At 69.3% G+C, this 17,644-nt stretch carries 22 protein-coding genes and 2 tRNA genes; 14 read left to right on the forward strand and 10 right to left on the reverse strand.

Features of this window, described 5'->3' with window-relative positions:
• Positions 1-135: 135 nt before the first annotated feature.
• The 6 genes from gatC to ACMW4R_RS12990 all read left to right on the forward strand — a co-directional run bounded on the left by gatC (position 136) and on the right by ACMW4R_RS12990 (position 5,815).
• Positions 136-435 (forward strand): Asp-tRNA(Asn)/Glu-tRNA(Gln) amidotransferase subunit GatC, encoded by a 300-nt coding sequence (gene gatC / locus ACMW4R_RS12965; RefSeq protein ID WP_058596083.1) that lies wholly within the window; start codon positions 136-138, stop codon positions 433-435.
• Complete coding sequence (gatA, locus tag ACMW4R_RS12970; RefSeq protein WP_058629253.1) at positions 432-1,952, forward strand: Asp-tRNA(Asn)/Glu-tRNA(Gln) amidotransferase subunit GatA; 1,521 nt, start codon at positions 432-434, stop codon at positions 1,950-1,952. Before gatC ends, gatA begins: the two co-directional genes overlap by 4 nt.
• A complete protein-coding gene (gene gatB, locus ACMW4R_RS12975) occupies positions 1,952-3,469 on the forward strand; it encodes an Asp-tRNA(Asn)/Glu-tRNA(Gln) amidotransferase subunit GatB (RefSeq protein ID WP_058596081.1) in 1,518 nt (505 codons plus the stop codon). The genes gatA and gatB overlap by 1 nt, the downstream gene beginning before the upstream one ends.
• Before the next feature lie 136 nt (positions 3,470-3,605).
• Positions 3,606-4,862, forward strand: a complete 1,257-nt coding sequence (gene dinB / locus ACMW4R_RS12980; protein ID WP_418300110.1) for a DNA polymerase IV — start codon at positions 3,606-3,608, stop codon at positions 4,860-4,862.
• A 64-nt stretch (positions 4,863-4,926) separates the two neighbouring features.
• Positions 4,927-5,247 (forward strand): hypothetical protein, encoded by a 321-nt coding sequence (locus ACMW4R_RS12985; RefSeq protein ID WP_058596110.1) that lies wholly within the window; start codon positions 4,927-4,929, stop codon positions 5,245-5,247.
• Positions 5,222-5,815 (forward strand): hypothetical protein, encoded by a 594-nt coding sequence (locus tag ACMW4R_RS12990; RefSeq protein ID WP_418300111.1) that lies wholly within the window; start codon positions 5,222-5,224, stop codon positions 5,813-5,815. Before ACMW4R_RS12985 ends, ACMW4R_RS12990 begins: the two co-directional genes overlap by 26 nt.
• Before the next feature lie 119 nt (positions 5,816-5,934).
• Here the strand turns inward: ACMW4R_RS12990 and ACMW4R_RS12995 are convergent, their stop codons facing one another.
• The 6 genes from ACMW4R_RS12995 to ACMW4R_RS13020 form a co-directional block, all read right to left on the reverse strand.
• Positions 5,935-6,414 carry a DUF2017 family protein gene (locus tag ACMW4R_RS12995; protein ID WP_241492203.1) on the reverse strand — a complete coding sequence of 160 codons (480 nt, stop codon included), beginning with the start codon at positions 6,412-6,414 and terminating at the stop codon, positions 5,935-5,937.
• Complete coding sequence (gene clpS / locus ACMW4R_RS13000; RefSeq protein ID WP_241490422.1) at positions 6,411-6,710, reverse strand: ATP-dependent Clp protease adapter ClpS; 300 nt, start codon at positions 6,708-6,710, stop codon at positions 6,411-6,413. Before clpS ends, ACMW4R_RS12995 begins: the two co-directional genes overlap by 4 nt.
• Positions 6,710-7,087 (reverse strand): metallopeptidase family protein, encoded by a 378-nt coding sequence (locus ACMW4R_RS13005; protein WP_058596077.1) that lies wholly within the window; start codon positions 7,085-7,087, stop codon positions 6,710-6,712. Before ACMW4R_RS13005 ends, clpS begins: the two co-directional genes overlap by 1 nt.
• Positions 7,088-7,190: 103 nt before the next feature.
• Positions 7,191-7,266, reverse strand: a tRNA-His gene (locus tag ACMW4R_RS13010).
• A gap of 36 nt (positions 7,267-7,302) precedes the next feature.
• Positions 7,303-7,929, reverse strand: coding sequence for an oligoribonuclease (orn, locus tag ACMW4R_RS13015; RefSeq protein ID WP_058596076.1), 627 nt, complete (start codon positions 7,927-7,929; stop codon positions 7,303-7,305).
• Between the two features lie 39 nt (positions 7,930-7,968).
• A tRNA-Arg gene (locus tag ACMW4R_RS13020) sits at positions 7,969-8,041 on the reverse strand.
• Between the two features lie 116 nt (positions 8,042-8,157).
• On the opposite strand from ACMW4R_RS13020, the gene ACMW4R_RS13025 reads away from it, so the two are divergent.
• Entirely contained in the window at positions 8,158-8,367 is a 210-nt protein-coding gene (locus ACMW4R_RS13025) for a hypothetical protein (protein ID WP_058596108.1), read from the forward strand.
• 74 nt (positions 8,368-8,441) lie between these two features.
• Here ACMW4R_RS13025 and ACMW4R_RS13030 read toward each other — a convergent pair whose 3' ends face one another.
• Positions 8,442-9,041, reverse strand: a complete 600-nt coding sequence (locus ACMW4R_RS13030; RefSeq protein WP_418300112.1) for a YczE/YyaS/YitT family protein — start codon at positions 9,039-9,041, stop codon at positions 8,442-8,444.
• Between the two features lie 61 nt (positions 9,042-9,102).
• Here ACMW4R_RS13030 and ACMW4R_RS13035 point away from each other — a divergent pair, with 61 nt between their 5' ends.
• Positions 9,103-10,521 (forward strand): PLP-dependent aminotransferase family protein, encoded by a 1,419-nt coding sequence (locus ACMW4R_RS13035; protein ID WP_058596074.1) that lies wholly within the window; start codon positions 9,103-9,105, stop codon positions 10,519-10,521.
• A gap of 28 nt (positions 10,522-10,549) precedes the next feature.
• Here the strand turns inward: ACMW4R_RS13035 and ACMW4R_RS13040 are convergent, their stop codons facing one another.
• The gene (locus ACMW4R_RS13040; RefSeq protein WP_153001351.1) at positions 10,550-10,807 is read right to left on the reverse strand and encodes a hypothetical protein; all 258 of its coding nucleotides are present in this window, start codon (positions 10,805-10,807) and stop codon (positions 10,550-10,552) included.
• Positions 10,808-11,010: 203 nt separating this feature from the next.
• Here ACMW4R_RS13040 and ACMW4R_RS13045 point away from each other — a divergent pair, with 203 nt between their 5' ends.
• The 4 genes from ACMW4R_RS13045 to ACMW4R_RS13060 all read left to right on the forward strand — a co-directional run bounded on the left by ACMW4R_RS13045 (position 11,011) and on the right by ACMW4R_RS13060 (position 14,493).
• The gene (locus ACMW4R_RS13045) at positions 11,011-11,529 is read left to right on the forward strand and encodes a single-stranded DNA-binding protein (RefSeq protein ID WP_058614408.1); all 519 of its coding nucleotides are present in this window, start codon (positions 11,011-11,013) and stop codon (positions 11,527-11,529) included.
• Positions 11,530-11,600: 71 nt separating this feature from the next.
• Positions 11,601-12,095 carry a DUF6993 domain-containing protein gene (locus tag ACMW4R_RS13050; protein WP_193751278.1) on the forward strand — a complete coding sequence of 165 codons (495 nt, stop codon included), beginning with the start codon at positions 11,601-11,603 and terminating at the stop codon, positions 12,093-12,095.
• Between the two features lie 180 nt (positions 12,096-12,275).
• On the forward strand, positions 12,276-13,955 hold the full coding sequence (gene ettA, locus ACMW4R_RS13055) for an energy-dependent translational throttle protein EttA (RefSeq protein ID WP_058596072.1): 1,680 nt from the start codon (positions 12,276-12,278) through the stop codon (positions 13,953-13,955).
• Complete coding sequence (locus ACMW4R_RS13060) at positions 13,948-14,493, forward strand: acyl-CoA thioesterase (RefSeq protein ID WP_241492202.1); 546 nt, start codon at positions 13,948-13,950, stop codon at positions 14,491-14,493. Before ettA ends, ACMW4R_RS13060 begins: the two co-directional genes overlap by 8 nt.
• A gap of 42 nt (positions 14,494-14,535) precedes the next feature.
• On the opposite strand, the gene ACMW4R_RS13065 is transcribed toward ACMW4R_RS13060, so the two are convergent.
• Positions 14,536-15,405: an acyl-CoA thioesterase gene (locus ACMW4R_RS13065; protein ID WP_418300113.1), complete on the reverse strand. Its 870-nt coding sequence runs from the start codon at positions 15,403-15,405 to the stop codon at positions 14,536-14,538.
• A 53-nt stretch (positions 15,406-15,458) separates the two neighbouring features.
• Here ACMW4R_RS13065 and ACMW4R_RS13070 point away from each other — a divergent pair, with 53 nt between their 5' ends.
• Together ACMW4R_RS13070 and ACMW4R_RS13075 are read left to right on the forward strand one after the other, a co-directional pair.
• Positions 15,459-16,127, forward strand: coding sequence for a hypothetical protein (locus ACMW4R_RS13070; RefSeq protein WP_418300114.1), 669 nt, complete (start codon positions 15,459-15,461; stop codon positions 16,125-16,127).
• A 171-nt stretch (positions 16,128-16,298) separates the two neighbouring features.
• Positions 16,299-17,138 carry a cation-transporting ATPase gene (locus ACMW4R_RS13075; protein WP_418300115.1) on the forward strand — a complete coding sequence of 280 codons (840 nt, stop codon included), beginning with the start codon at positions 16,299-16,301 and terminating at the stop codon, positions 17,136-17,138.
• A gap of 39 nt (positions 17,139-17,177) precedes the next feature.
• On the opposite strand, the gene ACMW4R_RS13080 is transcribed toward ACMW4R_RS13075, so the two are convergent.
• Positions 17,178-17,639: a globin gene (locus ACMW4R_RS13080; protein WP_058596069.1), complete on the reverse strand. Its 462-nt coding sequence runs from the start codon at positions 17,637-17,639 to the stop codon at positions 17,178-17,180.
• Positions 17,640-17,644 lie beyond the last annotated feature (5 nt).

The following is a 17,644-nucleotide window of genomic DNA, read 5'->3' on the forward strand; positions in this document are numbered from 1 at the left end:
ACAACCGCGATCCGTGTCCACAGGATTTCGGAGGCGAGTCGACCGTTCCTCCCCAGGCGTGTCTCGCTCGGCGACTCTCCCCGGCCATGCCGGTCGCGAGCGCAGGGCGAACACGACGCGAACTAGGATCGGAGGGTGTCTGAAATCACTCCTGATCTCGTGCGCCATCTCGGTGTGCTCGCCCGGATCCAGTTGAGCGACGAGGAGGTCCAGAGCCTCACCGGCCAGCTGGATGCCATCGTCGACAACATCGCGAAGGTGTCCGAGGTGGCGACCCCCGAGGTCGTCGCGACGAGCCACCCGATCCCGCTCGAGAACGTCTTCCGCCCCGACGTCGTGCAGCCGCAGCTGACGCGCGAGCAGGTGCTGCAGAACGCGCCCGACCAGGCCGACGGCCGATTCCGCGTGACCGCCATTCTGGGAGAAGAGCAGTGACCGATCTCACCCGCCTCACCGCGGCCGACCTGGCGGCCAAGCTCTCGTCGTCCGAGGTGTCGAGCGTCGAAGCCACGCAGGCGCACCTCGACCGCATCGCCGCCGTCGACGGCGCCGTCCACGCGTTCCTGCACGTCAGCGACCACGCCCTCGACGTCGCGGCTGACATCGACCGCCGTCGCGCCGCCGGTGAGCAGCTGCACGAGCTGGCCGGAGTGCCGCTCGCGGTGAAGGACGTGCTCGTCACGACCGACATGCCGTCCACCAGCGGTTCGAAGATCCTCGAGGGCTACATGTCGCCCTACGACGCCACGGTCGTCGCTCGTTCCCGTGCCGCCGGTCTCGTGCCGCTCGGGAAGACCAACATGGACGAATTCGCGATGGGCTCGTCCACGGAGTTCTCCGCCTACGGTCCCACGCGTAACCCCTGGGATCTCGACCGCATTCCGGGTGGTTCCGGCGGTGGCTCGGCGGCGGCCGTCGCCGCCTTCGAGGCACCCCTGGCACTCGGCTCCGACACCGGTGGTTCGATCCGCCAGCCCGCCCACGTCACCGGCACGGTCGGCGTCAAGCCCACCTACGGTGGGGTCAGCCGCTACGGCGCGATCGCCCTGGCCTCGAGCCTCGACCAGGTCGGTCCGGTCACCCGCACCGTGCTCGACGCAGGCCTGCTGCACGACGTGATCGGCGGGCATGACGCGAACGATTCCACTTCGCTGTCGGACGCGTGGCCCTCATTCGCCGCGGCCGCCCGAGAGGGGGCGACCGGTGAGGTCCTGAAGGGCCTGAGAGTGGGCGTCATCCGCGAGCTCGACGACCGCGGCTTCCAGAAGGGCGTGTCGGACTCGTTCCGCGCCTCGCTGGCTGCCATGGAAGCCCAGGGCGCCGAGATCGTGGAGATCAACGCGCCTCACTTCGAGTACGGAGTCGCCGCGTACTACCTGATCCTTCCCGCCGAAGCGTCGAGCAATCTCGCGAAGTTCGACTCGGTGCGATTCGGTCTCCGCGTGACCCCGCAGGGGGCCCCCACGGTCGAGAACGTCATGGCCGCGACGCGCGACGCCGGGTTCGGGCCCGAGGTCAAGCGCCGCATCATCCTCGGAACGTACGCGCTGTCGGCGGGATACTACGACGCCTACTACGGCAGCGCGCAGAAGGTGCGCACGCTTATCCAGCAGGACTTCGACGCCGCTTTCGCGCAGGTGGACGTCATCGCGACGCCCTCGGCGCCGACGACGGCCTTCCGACTCGGCGAGAAGATCGACGACCCCCTGCAGATGTACCTCAACGACATCACCACGATCCCTGCCAACCTCGCGGGCGTCCCGGGTATCTCGATCCCCAGCGGCCTGGCCGAAGAAGACGGGCTGCCCGTCGGCATCCAGTTCCTCGCCCCCGCCCGCGAGGACGCGCGCCTGTACCGCGTCGGCGCGGCGCTCGAGGCGTTGCTCGTCGACCAGTGGGGCGGTCCGCTCCTCGACCGTGCCCCTTCTCTCACGAACGGAGCGTCGCTCTGATGGCGAAAGACGCCCTGATGGACTTCGACGAAGCGCTCGAGATGTTCGAGCCCGTCCTCGGTTTCGAGGTGCACGTCGAGCTCAACACCGCGACCAAGATGTTCTCGTCCGCGCCGAACCCGGCGAACGAGGCGAACCACGGCGCCGAGCCGAACACGCTCGTCGCGCCGGTCGACATGGGGCTCCCCGGTGCCCTGCCGGTGGTGAACGCCGAGGCGATCCGCTCGTCGATCAGCCTGGGCCTCGCCCTCGGCTGCTCGATCGCGCCCTCGAGCCGGTTCGCTCGGAAGAACTACTTCTACCCCGACCTCGGCAAGAACTACCAGATCTCGCAGTACGACGAGCCGATCGCCTTCGAGGGCTCGGTCGAAGTCGAGCTCGAAGACGGCTCGATCGTCACCGTGCCGATCGAGCGCGCACACATGGAGGAAGACGCGGGCAAGCTCACCCACATGGGCGGCTCGACCGGCCGTATCCAGGGCGCGGAGTACTCGCTCGTCGACTACAACCGCGCCGGTGTGCCGCTCGTCGAGATTGTCACCAAGCCGATCTTCGGTGCGGAGCACTCCGCCCCCGCCCTCGCCAAGGCGTACGTCGCGACGATCCGCGACATCGTTCGCGGTCTCGGCATCTCGGAGGCCCGGCTCGAGCGCGGAAACCTCCGCTGCGATGCGAACGTGTCGCTGCGTCCGCGCGGCCAGGAGAAGCTCGGCACCCGCACCGAGACGAAGAACGTGAACTCGATGCGTTCTGTCGAGCGCGCCGTGCGGTACGAGATCCAGCGCCAGGCCGCGATCCTGGCCAAGGGTGGCACGATCACGCAAGAGACGCGGCACTGGCACGAAGACACCGGGCGCACCTCGCCGGGTCGACCGAAGTCGGATGCCGACGACTACCGCTACTTCCCGGAGCCCGACCTGCTCCCTGTGGTGCCCGCGCCTGAACTGATCGAGGAGCTTCGAGCGGCGCTCCCCGAGCCTCCCGCCGCGCGCCGGCGTCGACTCAAGGCCGAGTGGGGCTTCACCGACCTGGAGTTCCAGGACGTCGCCAACGGCGGGCTCCTCGACGCGGTGGCCGACACGATCGCCGCAGGGGCCGCCCCCGCGGCCGCCCGCAAGTGGTGGACCGGCGAAATCACTCGCGTCGCCAACGCGCAGGAGCGCGATGCCGCCGATCTCGTTTCACCGGCGAACGTCGCGGCCCTTCAGAAGCTCGTGGACGCGGGAACGCTCACTGACAAGCTCGCCCGCCAGGTGCTCGAAGGCGTCATCGCCGGTGAGGGGACGCCCGAAGAGGTCGTCGCTGCGCGCGGTCTCGCCGTCGTCTCCGATGACGGGGCGCTCATCGCGGCGATCGACGATGCGCTTGCCGCTCAGCCCGACGTCCTCGCGAAGATCCGTGACGGCAAGGTGCAGGCCGCCGGCGCCGTCATCGGCGCGGTCATGAAGGCGATGAAGGGGCAGGCCGACGCCGCCCGCGTGCGAGAGCTCGTGCTGGAGCGCGCGGCCGCGCAGTAGAACCGCCCGCAGGACCCCGGATGCCACGATCCCGGCCGCGCATGCGCGGCGGGTCGTGGCATCCGTCGTTCTTGCGGGCTTGAGGCATCGTCAGCGCCAGCGTCTCGATGTCGGAGGCCCGGGAGAGAATGGACCTATGGGACGCGGGGACGGCACGGGGCGCATCGTCTCGCCCCCGGGCGCGGATGACACCGGCACCGGCATCCTGCACGTCGACATGGATGCCTTCTTCGCCTCGGTCGCGGTGCTCGATGACCCCTCCCTCGCCGGAAAGCCGCTCATCATCGGCGGCTCCGAGGGCCGCGGCGTGGTGTCGAGCGCGTCCTACGAGGCTCGTCGCTACGGGGTGAAGTCGGCCATGCCGGTCGCCGTCGCGCTGAGACTGTGTCCGACCGCAATCGTCGTCAATCCTCCGTATCACCGGTACACCGAGATGTCGCGGCAGGTCATGGCGATCTTCCATGACGTCACGCCCCTCGTCGAACCCCTCTCGATCGACGAGGCCTTCCTCGACGTGCGAGGCGCTCGACGTCTGTGGGGGAGTCCGGGGCGGATCGCGCGCGATCTCCGCGCACGAGTCGAGGCCGAGACCGGACTCACGTGCAGCGTCGGGGTCGCGGCGACGAAGCACGTGGCGAAGATGGCGTCGACGATCTCCAAGCCCGACGGGTTGCTCATCGTCGCGGCGAGCCAAACCGAGGCCTTCTTGCGTCCGCGGTCGGTGCGGGCCCTCTGGGGTGTCGGGCCCAAGGCGGCCGAGGCTCTCGAGGCGCGCGGCATCCGTCTCGTCTCCGACATCCTGGACGCGCCCCAGGCCGTGCTCGTGCAGGCACTGGGACCGGCGATGGCAGAGCGGGTCTGGCATCTCTCCCGCGGGATCGATGCCCGCGAGGTCCATACGGGTCGCACGGAGAAGAGCATCGGTCACGAAGAGACATTCCACGCTGACATCTCCGATACGCCCACGCTCCACGTCGAGCTGCGCCGTCTCGCGGATCGGGTCGGAGCGCGTCTGCGCGCGCAGCAGTACGAGGCGGGCACCGTGGCCATCAAGGTCCGCTTCAGCGACTTCACCACGCTGAGTCGCTCGCGTACCCTGCCCGAGGCGACCTCCGTCGGTCAGCGCATCGGCGATGCGGCGATCGAGCTGTTCGACGCGATCGACCGTCGACAAGCGGTGCGGCTCGTGGGCGTGCGCGGCGAGAAGCTCGCTCCGGCGGCCATGGCCGCGACCCTGTGGGATGACGACGCCGAATGGCGCCGCGTCGAGGGGGCGCTCGACAGCGCCGTCGCCCGTTTCGGTCGCGGCGCCGTGACCCGCGGCTCGTTGCTCGGACCGACCCGTGGCGGCGGGGCGCTCCCGACCAACCCTCGTCCGACGTACGACCACTGACACGGTCGGCGCGACGGCGCAACACCCCTGGGCTCCGGTGGGCGTCGCGGGTACGGTGGGGAACATGCCCAACATCGCATTGGAACTCGGCAAGCAGTCCACCAACTTCGGCGTCACGGCCGCGTACGGCGAGCAGCAGGACGTCGACGGCGTCCGCATCGTCCCGGTCGCGCTCACGTGGGCCGGTTTCGGCGGTGGATCCGACGAGCAGGGCAACGGTGGCGGTGGCGGCGGCGGATACACCCTGCCTCTCGGCGCATACATCCGCCGCGGCGACGACCTGCGCTTCGACCCGAACATCGTGTCGCTGCTCGCCGTCGCCGTTCCGTTCGTGTGGGTCGCGGGTCGCGCTCTCAGCCGTGTCATCCGCGCCCTCAAGAAGTAACGCGGACGAGGTCGACGAGGCTCTCACCGCGGCCACGTCCGCGGTGTTCGAGCGCGTGCGCGCGATCGGCGCGACCAACCCGGTGATCGTCATCGACGGGCGCAGCGGTGCGGGGAAGAGCTCGCTCGCACGCCGCCTCGTAGCGGCCTGGCCGTTGAGAGGACGAGTGCAGCTCGTCGCTCTCGACGATGTCTATCCCGGCTGGGACGGTCTCGCCGCCGGCTCGACGTACGCGTGCGAGATGATCCTGACTCCGCACGCGAAGGGCGCTGTCGGGGTGTGGCAGCGCTGGGACTGGGATGCCGGCGGGCGTGCGGAAGCCTACGCCGTCGACCCGTCCCTGCCGCTCGTCGTCGAGGGAGCGGGTGCTTTGACTCCGGAGACCGCGCGGTTGGCGGACGTCGCGGTGTGGGTGGATGCGCCGTCGCCGTCGCGCAGACATCGCGCTCTCGAGCGTGACGGCGATACGTATCGTCCGCACTGGGAGCGGTGGGCGGCGCAGGAGGACCGGCACATCGAGCAGAACGGCCCGGTGTCGCTCGCGACCCTATTCGTGCGGGTGCCGTAAGCCGGACGCAGTGGCCCCAACGATCGCGGGCGCTCGGGCAGTGGCGCGTCCGGCGTCTTCGACCAGCTGGAGGGTCGGGTCCCTGAGCTCGTCGAAGGGACCGGGCGATGCCGAAACGCTCAGCGGCGGTTGAGTGCGGTGACGAGACCGTCGAGGCGGTAGCCGATCCAGTCGTAGATCCCAAAGCGCGGATCGTCGGGCTGATGATCGTCTTCGCTAAGGATGCCGAGGCGTGTCGCCATCACGAGACGCACCGCCGACAGGGTCCGCATCCACGACAGGGCCTCGTCTTCGCCGAGAGCGATGGTGAGGGTGGCATCCGGGTCGCCTTGGTCATGCGCCCCGCCGTCCATGCCGAGGGTGCGGAGGACGACCTCCGCGTCGGCGGCGCGTCGACCGAGCAGGTCGTCGCCGGTCAGCCGACGGAACTCCCGTGTCGCTTCCTCATCATCGGGATACGCATCCGGCAGCAGGCGTGCGACGGCAGGGTCGTCACTGCGCTGCGTGTCCGTCACGACATCACGGAACTGCCCGACGATGCCGGCGAGGTGAAGGGCCTCGAGACCGCTGATCTCGAGGACGACGATCTTGTCGCTCACGCGGGTTCCTTCCGAACTGTCGCCCACAGGCCGTAATCGTGCATGGCATGCGCGTGTGCTTCCATCACCTCGCGGGGGCCGCGCGCGACGACCGCGTGACCGTCGTGGTGCACGGCGAGCATGAGCCGCTCGGCCGTCGCGGCGTCGAAGCCGAAGTAGGTGCGGAACACGTGACTGACATAGCTCATGAGGTTCACGGGGTCGTTCCACACCACCGTCTGCCATGACGAGGGCGGAACGGCCGTGAGCTCGGTGTCGTCGACGACGTCGAGATCGGGGGTGGCCACCGTCGGCATCATGCCCACCCCAATTCGTGCAGGCGCGCGTCGTCGATGCCGTAGAAGTGGGCGATCTCGTGGACCAGGGTGGTGTGGATCTCGTCGCGGAGCTCCTGCTCGTCGGAGCAGGCCGCGAGGTGCGGCTCGCGGTAGAGGATGATGCGGTCGGGAAGCTCGCCCACGCCGTATCGGTCGCGCTCCGTCAGAGCCCAACCGTCATAGAGTCCGAGGAGATCGAGCGACCCGTCCTCGGGCCGGTCTTCGACGACGAACACGACATTGTCCAAACCCTCGACCATGTCGTCGGGGAGCTGGTCGAGTTCGTCGACGACCAACGCCTCGAACTGTTCGGCGTCGAGCCGGAGCGCGACGCCGGAACCCGCGTCTTCGCTCATGTCATCTCCTGAAAGTCGCCGCTCGGGCAATTCTACGGTCGATCGGCTCGAGCCCGACGAAGGACGAAGGCCCGTCGAGGTGATCGACGGGCCTTCGGGGGAGTGGGGTGGCTAACGGGACTTGAACCCGCGACCCCCGCGACCACAACGCGGTGCTCTACCAACTGAGCTATAGCCACCATGTGTCTGCCGCAGCGGACAACTGAACAATTATGTCACACGTGGTGAGCGAACGATGACACGGCCGAGGACGCGATCGACTTCGCCTCGTCACTGGTGGGACCCGGCTGAGGGACGAATACGGCTTCGCGATAGTAGGCGAGCTCGCGGATGGACTCGAGGATGTCGGCGAGCGCCCGGTGTCCGCCGTTCTTCGCCGGCGCGTGGATGTACGCCCGCGGATACCACCGGCGGGAGAGTTCCTTGATGCTCGAGACGTCGACGTTGCGATAGTGGAGCCAGCGGTCGACGCGCGGCATGTACTTGGCCAGGAACATGCGGTCGGTGCCGATGGTGTTGCCCGCGAGGGGAGCCTTTCCCTCGACCGGCGCGAACCGCTGGATGTATTCGAGCGCCTGGAACTCGGCATCCGCGAGGCTCACCCCGTGGGGGATCTCGTCGAGGAGTCCGGACGAACGGTGCATCTCGGTGACGAACTCGCCCATGTTCTCCATCGCCGAAGCGTCGGGCTTGATCACGATGTGGAAGCCGGGGTCGAGCACGTTGAGCTCGAAGTCGGTGACGACGACGGCGATCTCGACCAGCTCATCGACCGCGAGGTCGAGGCCCGTCATCTCGCAGTCGATCCAGACGAGCCGGTCATTCGTGGAGGCGCCTACCATCCCTCCAGTCTAGTGAGGGGGTCCGACACCGGAGCCGAGTCCCCCAGACACGATTCGAACGTGTGACCGGCGGATTAGAAGGCCGCTGCTCTATCCACTGAGCTACTGGGGGTCGTGCACCAGGATATCTCCGCCGTCCGACCCCATCACACCGACTCGCGCGTCGATCCCCTGGCCGCGGGCCGCGGACGGAGGTACTCTGCCGCCATCGAGAGCAAAGGAGCACTCATGTCCGAAACGGTGACGCGACGCCTCTGGGTCGCATACGGGCCCGCGGGTGTCGTCGGCAAGATCCAGAAGGATGCCGATGGCTACGGCGTTCATATGGCGGGGAAGGACGAGCCGCTGGGCGTGTACCCCACGATGGAGATCGCGAAGAACGCGCTCCACTCGCACCTGAAGCCCGGCAGCGACCGGCCCGAGTTCCGCGAGCACTGAGCAGAGAGTCCCCGCGCGCAGCCTCGGACGGGGCGGCGCGCGGGGACTCTCTCGTCGCACGTGCGCGGGCACCGTCACACGTGCGCGGGCGCGGGGACCTTGTCGCGCGTGGCCAGCACAGGCAGGGCCACGTGGACCAGTGGCCCGATGCCGAGGGCGAAGACCACGGTCCCGATCCCCACGGTGCCGCCGAGGATCCATCCGAGGACGAGCACGGTTCCCTCGACACCGAGCCGGCAGGCCCAGATCGGCCAGCCGAAGCGCGCGTGCAGGCCCGTCATGAGCCCGTCGCGCGGGCCGGGACCGAAGCGGGCGCCGATGTAGAGACCGGATGCCGCCGCCACGACGACGACACCGGCTACGAGCATGAGTGCTTGAAGCCACCACGCGTCGGGGTGCGGGAGGAATCCCAGAGCGATCTGCATACTCGTGCCGACCAGCAGGATATTGGCGACCGTACCGGCGCCGGGCTTCTGGCGCAGGGGGATCCACACGAGGAGAACGCCGAGTCCCACGATGTTGGTGATCCATCCGACGCCGATTCCGGTGACGCGCGAGAGTCCCTCCGCGAAGACCGTCCACGGGTCGACCCCGAGCCCGGCTGCGACCGTGAGCGCACAGCCGAAGCCATAGGCGATCAGGCCGATGAGAAGACGAAGAATGCGCTGGGACATGAGGAAATCCAATCAGGGGATTGGCTTTTGCGCGTGATGCCAATTCACCTATCGTGGCCTCATGGATTCCCGGATCTCGGCACGCGCTCTGGCGGAAGCCCTGGGCGGCTGGCGGGGCAACGGGCCTGCCTACGAAGCTCTCGCGGACGCCGTGCGGCTGCTCTGCCTCGACAACCGCATCGCTCCCCGGACGGCCCTGCCGGCAGAGCGTGAGCTCGCCGCGGCGCTGTCGCTGAGCCGGACCACCGTCGCGGCCGCGTATCGAAGTCTCCGTGACACGGGCCACATCGAAAGCCTGCGGGGGAGTGGGAGCGTCACACGCCCCCTACCGCGGAACGATCCCGCGGGCCTCGCGGCCGTGACGGACGCGATCGATCTGCAGCAGGCCAGCCCCGCTGCGTGGCCAGGTCTGCCCGCGGTCATCAACGAGGTGCTCCAGGACGCCAGCGCCATCGTCGCCCGCTCCGGATACGACGTGGTCGGGTCGATCGCCCTCCGCGAGGCGATCGCGGACCGCTACCGCGGACGCGGGGTGCCGACCACAGCCGACCAGATCCTCGTCACGACCGGCGCTCAGAGCGCGATCCACCTCGTGGCATCCGTGCTTCTCAATCGTGCGGACCGCGTACTGATCGAGACGCCGACCTACCCGCATGCAGCGGAGGCCTTCCGGTACGTGGGTGCCCGTCTGGTCGGGGTGCCGGTCTCGACGGCGGACGGGTGGGACCTCGACCGGGCCGCGCAGACGTTCGCACGGACTCTGCCCTCTCTCGGGTACCTCATGCCGGACTTCCAGAACCCGACGGGTCGCACGATGTCGCCCGCGGAAGTGGATGCGTTCGTGAAGGGTGCGGAAATGACCGGTACGTTCCTCGTCCTGGATGAGACCACGGCGGACCTCGACATCGATCGCCCGGGGCGTGCCACGCACTTCCCCGAGTCCGACTTGGTGATTCGCATCGGCTCGCTGGGCAAGACCGTGTGGGGCGGGTTGCGGGTCGGGTGGATTCGTGCCGAAGCGGACATCGTCCGCCGCTTGGCCAGCGGCCGGCCGGTCCACGATCTGGGTACGCCCGAACTCGAGCAGGCCGTCGCCACGCTGCTCGTTCCCCGCCTCGACGAGATCGCCGCCCAGCGGGGAGACCTGCTCCGCGCCGGGCGCGACGCCCTGGTGCGCGCCCTGCGCTCGACATTCGAGGACTGGGAGATCCCCACCCCGCACGGCGGGGTGTCGCTCTGGCTCGGGATCGGCGAGCCCGTCAGCACACCCCTCGTCATGAACGCCCGCTCTCGCGGGCTCCTCCTCTCGGCCGGGTCGCGGTTCGCGACCGAGGGCGGACACGATCGGCGGCTGCGGATGCCGTTCACCGCCCCGCCGGCCACCCTCGACCGCGCCGTCGACCTGCTCGGGGCGGCGTGGGCGGACGTCCGCGCCGACGGCCGCGCATCTCGCCTCGGCGAGCTCACCGCGCTGGTGTGAGGCGTTCCGCCACCGCTCCGGAAGCAGGTCATCGCGCGTAGCGAAGACATTCGAGAGCCTCGGCCGCGGACCAGAACTCGCCGAGCCGTCGGAAGGCGCCGGACGCGGAGTGGAACCGCTCGGCGGCATATCGCCAGCCGCGCTCGGACGCCGTGGCCCGAACGTGCCCCACAACGACTCCGCGTCGATCGGCGATGCGCCACAGACCAGCGGCGACATGGGTCGCTGCGCCCCACCCGGCCGGACGCGGTGCCGGAGCGAGGTCGTTCCACAGTGCGGTGCTCATGCGGGGAATCTACGACCGACCTCCGACATCGGGACGGAGGAGGGTTTTCACGCCTCACCCCCACGACGCGAAATGCGCGGATCCTCCACAAAACCGGTCTTCCTCGGCATGACGCTCGCGCGGCGACGGGCAATCTGGCCTCGCTCCGGTATCCGTCGGGCACACGGATGCCGGAGCGCACACCCTGAGGAAAGGAATCCACCATGAGCGACCACATCACTCTCGTCGGCAACATCGTCGGCGACCCCGAAGAACGCGCGACTCGCGGAGGCGACTCCATCGCGGCCTTCCGTCTGGCGGTGAGCGAGCGCCGTTTCGATCGCGAGCGCGGACAGTGGATCGACGGGCACACCAGCTATTACGCCGTGTCGGCGTTCGGCGAACTCGGACGGAACGCTCTCGCGTCGATCCGAAAGGGCGAGCGCGTCGTGGTCTCGGGACGGCTGCGCCTGCGCGAATGGGAGAACGAGACGAAGCGCGGTGTGAGCGCCGACGTGACAGCGGACGCGGTCGGACACGACCTTCGCTGGGGGACCACGCAGTTCCAGCGGACGCCCCGCGGCGACACGGCGCGTTCCGAGACCGCGGAGACGCCGGCGCCTTCGAATGACGAATGGGCGGCTCCGACCGCTGAGGACGGAGCCATCGCCCCGTCCTCGGGTGAGCAAGCGGGCGAGAACGACAGAGAAGCGATCGAAACCGCGGACGCCACACCCTTTTGACGACGGTATCGCGCGCCGGGTGCTGCGGGGCGTGGAAAGCGCCGTCGGAGGAGGTCCGTAGAATCGAGCGCGTGTCTCGCCCCTCAGGTCGTCTTCTCGCTCCCGCAGCGCTCGTCGCTCTCCTGGCTTTGAGCGGATGCACCGGGGCATCACCCGAGCCCGCTCCGGCTCCGGCGACGAGCGCGCCCGTGGACTCGTCGGCACCCACGTCGTCGCCGACGGCCGCCCCGGCTCCGACACTGGAACCGAACGGCTCTGCGGCCGACAACCTCCCCTACTTCTCGCAGATCGTCGCGGGCGTCGCGGGGGGTCCGAATCCGGTTTCCGGTCGCGCGTACATCGATGCGCTCGTCCAGGGCGGCTTCGACAAGGCCCTGATGCAGGTGACGCAAGACGAGTCGACGATCGGAAACCCCGCCGAGAGCATCGAGTTCTCGGTGAGGTGGGGAGACCAATGCCTCGTCGGGCAGGTCGGGCCGTCGATCGGCGCTCCCGTGAGCACGGTCCTTCCGGGACTCAGCTCCGGGGGATGTCTGATCGGCCAGACCCGTCCCATCGACTGGTGACGAGCCGTCCCGTCGCGAAGCGTCGCACCGCCGTGCACGCCCTCTCGAGCGGCTCTCTCCACCGCGGGCGCTGATCGACATCGGGGAGGCGAGCAACGGCACGGGCGCCGGATGTCCGTGCGTCCCCTAGACGCGCGGGAGCCCGGCCGTCGCCCCCGCGGGCCATAGACTGGACAGGTTATGGCGGAATACATCTACTCCATGGTCCGCGCGCGCAAGGCCGTGGGCGACAAGCTGATCCTCGACGACGTCACGATGTCGTTCCTCCCCGGTGCCAAGATCGGCATGGTCGGGCCGAACGGTGCCGGTAAGTCCACGATTCTGAAAATCATGGCCGGTCTCGACACCCCGTCCAACGGAGAGGCGCGGCTGAGCCCGGGCTTCACTGTCGGCATCCTCATGCAGGAGCCTGAGCTCGACGACAGCAAGACGGTCCTCGAGAACATCCAGGACGGCGTGGCGATCAAGCCGAAGCTCGACCGGTTCAACGAGATCTCGGCGCTCATGGCAGACCCGGACGCCGATTTCGACGCGCTGCTCGCCGAGATGGGCACGCTGCAGGAAGAGATCGACGCGGCCGACGGCTGGGACCTCGACTCCCAGCTCGAGCAGGCGATGGACGCCCTGCGCACGCCGCCGGCTGACGCGAGTGTCGTCCCCCTCTCGGGTGGTGAGCGCCGTCGCGTCGCGCTCGCGAAGCTGCTGCTGCAGAAGCCCGACCTGCTCCTCCTCGACGAGCCCACCAACCACCTGGACGCCGAGAGCGTGCTCTGGCTCGAGCAGCACCTGAAGGCCTACAAGGGCGCCGTCATCGCCATCACCCACGACCGGTACTTCCTCGACAACGTCGCGGAGTGGATCGCCGAGGTCGACCGCGGTCACCTGTACCCCTACGAGGGCAACTACTCCACGTACCTCGAGAAGAAGGCACAGCGTCTCGACGTCCAGGGCAAGAAGGACGCGAAGCTCCAGAAGCGCCTGAAGGAAGAGCTCGAGTGGGTCCGCTCCAACGCGAAGGGGCGCCAGGTCAAGTCGAAGGCTCGTCTGGCACGCTACGAGGAGATGGCGGCCGAGGCCGAGCGCACCCGGAAGTTGGACTTCGACGAGATCCAGATCCCCGCGGGTCCGCGCCTGGGCAGCATCGTCATCGATGCCAAGAAGCTCGAGAAGCGCTTCGGCGACCGGTCGCTCATCAGCAACCTGAGCTTCAACCTGCCGCCGAACGGCATCGTCGGCGTGATCGGTCCCAACGGTGTCGGAAAGACCACGCTCTTCAAGACCATCGTCGGCCTCGAGCCCCTCGACGGCGGCACCCTGAAGATGGGCGAGACGGTCAAGATCAGCTACGTCGACCAGTCGCGCGCCAACATCGACCCCGAGAAGACGCTGTGGGAGGTGGTGTCGGACGGTCTCGACATCATCACGGTCGGCAAGACCGAGATCCCGTCGCGCGCCTACGTCTCGAAGTTCGGCTTCAAGGGACCCGACCAGCAGAAGAAGGCCGGCGTGCTCTCGGGTGGTGAGCGCAACCGCCTGAACCTCGCCCTCACGCTCAAGGAGGGTGGCAACCTGCTGCTGCTCGACGAGCCGACCAACGACCTCGATGTCGAGACGCTGAGCTCGCTCGAGAACGCGCTGCTCGAGTTCCCCGGCTGCGCCGTCGTGATCACGCACGACCGGTGGTTCCTCGATCGCATCGCCACGCACATCCTCGCCTACGAGGGCACCGAGGAGCACCCCGACCAGTGGCACTGGTTCGAGGGCAACTTCGAGGCCTACGAGGCGAACAAGATCGAGCGCCTCGGTGCCGACGCCGCGAACCCGTCGCGCTCCACCTACCGCAAGCTCACGCGTGACTGACGACGTCGCTTCGGTGACCCCCGACGAGGGTCCGGCATCCGCCGGGCCCTCGCGGGTCCACGTCCCCATACACCTGCGATGGGGCGACCTCGACGCCCTGGGGCACGTCAACAACACCTCGATGCTGAAGCTCCTCGAAGAGGCGCGTCTGCGGGCATTCTGGTTCAGCGACGGTGAGGGCGAACCGCTTCCGACCGCCGTGTTCGACATGGACGTGCTCGACAGCGGGGGAGACCGCGCCACGCTCATCGCCCGGCAGGAGATCGAGTACCTCCGTCCCGTGCCCTACAGCCAGCGCCCCCTCGACGTCAGGATGTGGATCGGCGCCATGGGCGGTTCGAGCGCCGACATCTGCTTCGAGGTCTACAGCCCTGTCGGCGACGCCGAGCCGACGCTGTACGCACGCGCCACGGCGGTGGTCGTGCTCGTCGACACCGCCAGCGGGCGACCGATCCGCTGGAGCGAGACCGAGCGCTCGGCGTGGGCGCCCTACGTCGGAGCGCCCATCGAGTATCGCCGTCGGCCCGGCCGCAGCTGACCACGACAGGGCGAACGGATGCCGAGGGCTCGGCATCCGGAATCAGTCGCGGGGAACCCGCACCATGACCTCTTGGGCGACGCTCGCGATGAGGACGCCGTCGCGACCGTAGATGCGGCCCGTCGACAATCCGCGACCGCCGCGCGCGTTGGGCGACTCCTGCACGTACAGCAGCCAGTCGTCGACGCGGCCCGGGCGGTGCCACCACATCGCGTGGTCGAGGCTCGCGACTCTCAGCCCCGGCGTGTTCCACGCGACGCCGTGGGCCCGCAGGATGGACTCCTGGATCGTCAGGTCGCTGAGGTACGCCAGCGCGGCGCGGTGGACGGCCGGGTCATCGCCGACGGGGCGGCGCAGCTTCATCCACACGGCCTGCCTCGGCACGTGAGGGCCCTCCGCCGAGGCGTAGAGCGGCGAGGCGACATGACGCACTTCGACGGGGCTGGCTGACAGCATGCGCCTGCTGATCGGGTGCAGGGCGTCGACCTTGAGGGTCGGAACGGCCTCCGGGGCGGGGACACCGTCGGGCATCGGTTCGAAGTGTTCGAGTCCCGGGTCGTCGTCCTGGAACGACGCGATCATCGAGAAGATCGGCACACCGGACTGGAACGCCTGCGTCCGCCGTGTGGAGAAGGACCGACCGTCGTGGATGCGGTCCACCGAGAACGTGATGCCGTCCGTCGGGTCGCCGGGACGCAGGAAGTAGCCGTGCATCGAGTGCACCGTCCGCTCGGGCGGAAGGGTGCGAGAGGCGGCCACGATCGTCTGCGCGAGCACCTGCCCGCCGTAGACACGACCGGTCGGCATCGGCTGCGACACGCCCGTGAAGATGTCTTCGGTCGTCCGGGCGCCGGCGTCGCGGAGATCCAGCACCGCGAGGAGGGACGCCACGGGATCGTTGGCGTCGGTCACGCTGACTCCCGTTCCGGCACGGCGTACCCGCACCGCTTGATAGTTTAGGGCGGGTGTCCGCGCGCCTGTTGTTCCCCGACCCGCAGGCGGCAGCCGACCTGCTCACCTTCGCCTCCCGGGCCATCCGTCTCGGAGACGGCACGGTGCGCCTCCGCGCCGCCTCCGGCGTCCTCGCCACGACCGCGGCTCCCCTCGCACCGCGCGGCCTGTTCGACGCGACGCCGACGGTGCTCGGGATGCGCATCTCCGCCATCGATCCGGAGCTCGAGTGCGACCTCGTCGTCGAGGCATCCGCGCTGCTGCCGGCCCCGGATGACGCGTCCGCCGTCGTTCTGCCCGAGACGGCGACCTCGCCCGCGTGGGCGGGTATCTCGCCTCCGCGGAGCGGATGGGAGCAGACGGATGCCATCGACGCCGCCGTTCTGGCATCCCGCGCCCAGTACGGAGTGGCGGCCGTCGCCGATTCTCTTCCCACGGATGCCGGCGAGGACGTCGTCCGGACGGTTCGCGCGCAGGTATGGGGACAGCCCGACGAGGCGCTCGGGGGACTGCCGCTCGGTACGGCCTTCGCCGCGTTCGCGCTCGGATTCATCGCCGGGGGCGAGGAGGCGCTCGTGCGCAGGAGCGGCGCGTGGACTCGCGTCACGCTCACGCGTGGGCACGTTCTCGTGCGGGGGCCGGTGCGTTCCGGACTGACCGCCGTGCGCACGACCGGGAGCTGATTCAGGGAACGCAAAGGCGGCATCTCTACGCTGGATGCAGCAAGGGGAGTACTCCCATCGCGATGCATCCGTCATCACGAGGTCACCGTTGGCCTCCGGGTGCGTCGGGCCGGTTTCGGCGGAGGAGACCTTGACGTCGCAGCCGTGTGCTGCCCGTCGAGAGGTGCCCCCATGGTCTCGTTCTCCCGCCTATTCGATCTCGCTTCGAAGGCCGTCGACAAGGCGTCCTCCTCCGGTGCCGGCTCGCGCCCCGCCCCCGGTGGTCGCGATTGGCGCGACATGGTCCGCTCCGCCGCGGATGCCGTCACCGGCGATCGGCGCGGAGACGCGCCCGCGTCCTCGACGCCCCCGCCCGCGGCCGGCCCCCACGGCCGCTACGCACCTCCGCCGGCCGGAGTCACCCACGGCGCCCGACACGCATCCGGCGGGGCCTCGGCTGCGACTCTGTCGGCCGACGATCGCGCCGCGATCGCCCGCTACGATTATCTGCTGCGAACGGCAGACCCCGACCGCGTCGAGCAGATGCACCGCGAGGCCTTCGCCCGCTTGACCCCCGATCAGAGGGCGCACGTGCGGGCTCGGATGGACGCCGATCTCGACCCGCACGAGCGCCCCCGCTCCAATGACCCCGCGGATCTCGCGCGGACCGCGGCACGGGCCGAAGCGGCTCGCCCCGGGCGGATGTCGGCGCTGCTGGCCAAGGCCGGACGGGGCGGACTCGTCGGGGCCGGCGTGGTGGGAGCCGGAGGACTGCTCGCGGCCGTCGCCGGCGGGGCTGTCGTCAGCGCCGTCGCCGCGCCCCTGCTCGCACAGGCAGGGGAGATGGGCGTCGACTTCGCGGGGCTCGCCGAAGGGGTCGACCTCGAGGCCCTGGCATCCGGTGCCGATCTCTCCTCTCTCGCCGAGGGGACCGGGATCGGGGAGCTGGCCGGCGGAGCCCAGGATGCCGTGACGGGCTTCGGCGAGCAGCTGTCGGGGTTCGAGCTGCCGGGCTTGAAAGACCTCTTCTGACGGATCGCGGTGCGAGGACCGCCTCCCGTAGATGCGTGGTTACGAGGGCGATCCGTCGGCCGCACGGACGGGGAGACCCGTGTCGGGGCGGCCGTTCTGCTGCGGCCCGATGCCCCGCGCCTCGAAGGTGTTGACCATCGCGTACGCGGCACGCTCGAGATAGTCCCAGAGGGGCGCCTCGAACGCGGGTGGGAGGGCGATCTCGTCCACCGCGGCGCGCATGTGTCGCAACCATCGATCGCGCGCGTCGGGGTCGACGTGGAACGGCATGTGCCGCATGCGCAGGCGCGGGTGTCCGCGCGTCGCGCCATAGGTCGTCGGGCCGCCCCAGTACTGGGCGAGGAAGAGCGTGAGACGTTCGGCCGCGGGCCCGAGGTCTTCCTCGGGGTACATCGGCTTGAGCACCTCGTCGGTGGCGACACCGCGATAGAACGCATCGACCAGTCGGCGGAAGGTGTCCATCCCCCCGACCTGGTCGTAGAAGCTCACGGGCTCGCTCATTGGCT

The sequence above is a fragment of the Microbacterium sp. S1037 genome (assembly GCF_048381605.1).
GTDB classification, from domain to species: domain Bacteria; phylum Actinomycetota; class Actinomycetes; order Actinomycetales; family Microbacteriaceae; genus Microbacterium; species Microbacterium testaceum_B.

What these genes read in the sequence shown, in the direction of transcription:
- gatB (WP_058596081.1), top strand. Translation starts at nt 1,952, where the DNA reads ATGGCGAAAGACGCCCTGATGGACTTCGACGAAGCGCTCGAGATGTTC.
- dinB (WP_418300110.1), top strand. Translation starts at nt 3,606, where the DNA reads ATGGGACGCGGGGACGGCACGGGGCGCATCGTCTCGCCCCCGGGCGCG.
- ACMW4R_RS12985 (WP_058596110.1), top strand. Translation starts at nt 4,927, where the DNA reads ATGCCCAACATCGCATTGGAACTCGGCAAGCAGTCCACCAACTTCGGC.
- clpS (WP_241490422.1), bottom strand. Translation starts at nt 6,710, where the DNA reads ATGCCGACGGTGGCCACCCCCGATCTCGACGTCGTCGACGACACCGAG.
- ACMW4R_RS13005 (WP_058596077.1), bottom strand. Translation starts at nt 7,087, where the DNA reads ATGAGCGAAGACGCGGGTTCCGGCGTCGCGCTCCGGCTCGACGCCGAA.
- orn (WP_058596076.1), bottom strand. Translation starts at nt 7,929, where the DNA reads ATGGTAGGCGCCTCCACGAATGACCGGCTCGTCTGGATCGACTGCGAG.
- ACMW4R_RS13025 (WP_058596108.1), top strand. Translation starts at nt 8,158, where the DNA reads ATGTCCGAAACGGTGACGCGACGCCTCTGGGTCGCATACGGGCCCGCG.
- ACMW4R_RS13030 (WP_418300112.1), bottom strand. Translation starts at nt 9,041, where the DNA reads ATGTCCCAGCGCATTCTTCGTCTTCTCATCGGCCTGATCGCCTATGGC.
- ACMW4R_RS13035 (WP_058596074.1), top strand. Translation starts at nt 9,103, where the DNA reads ATGGATTCCCGGATCTCGGCACGCGCTCTGGCGGAAGCCCTGGGCGGC.
- ACMW4R_RS13040 (WP_153001351.1), bottom strand. Translation starts at nt 10,807, where the DNA reads ATGAGCACCGCACTGTGGAACGACCTCGCTCCGGCACCGCGTCCGGCC.
- ACMW4R_RS13045 (WP_058614408.1), top strand. Translation starts at nt 11,011, where the DNA reads ATGAGCGACCACATCACTCTCGTCGGCAACATCGTCGGCGACCCCGAA.
- ettA (WP_058596072.1), top strand. Translation starts at nt 12,276, where the DNA reads ATGGCGGAATACATCTACTCCATGGTCCGCGCGCGCAAGGCCGTGGGC.
- ACMW4R_RS13075 (WP_418300115.1), top strand. Translation starts at nt 16,299, where the DNA reads ATGGTCTCGTTCTCCCGCCTATTCGATCTCGCTTCGAAGGCCGTCGAC.
- ACMW4R_RS13080 (WP_058596069.1), bottom strand. Translation starts at nt 17,639, where the DNA reads ATGAGCGAGCCCGTGAGCTTCTACGACCAGGTCGGGGGGATGGACACC.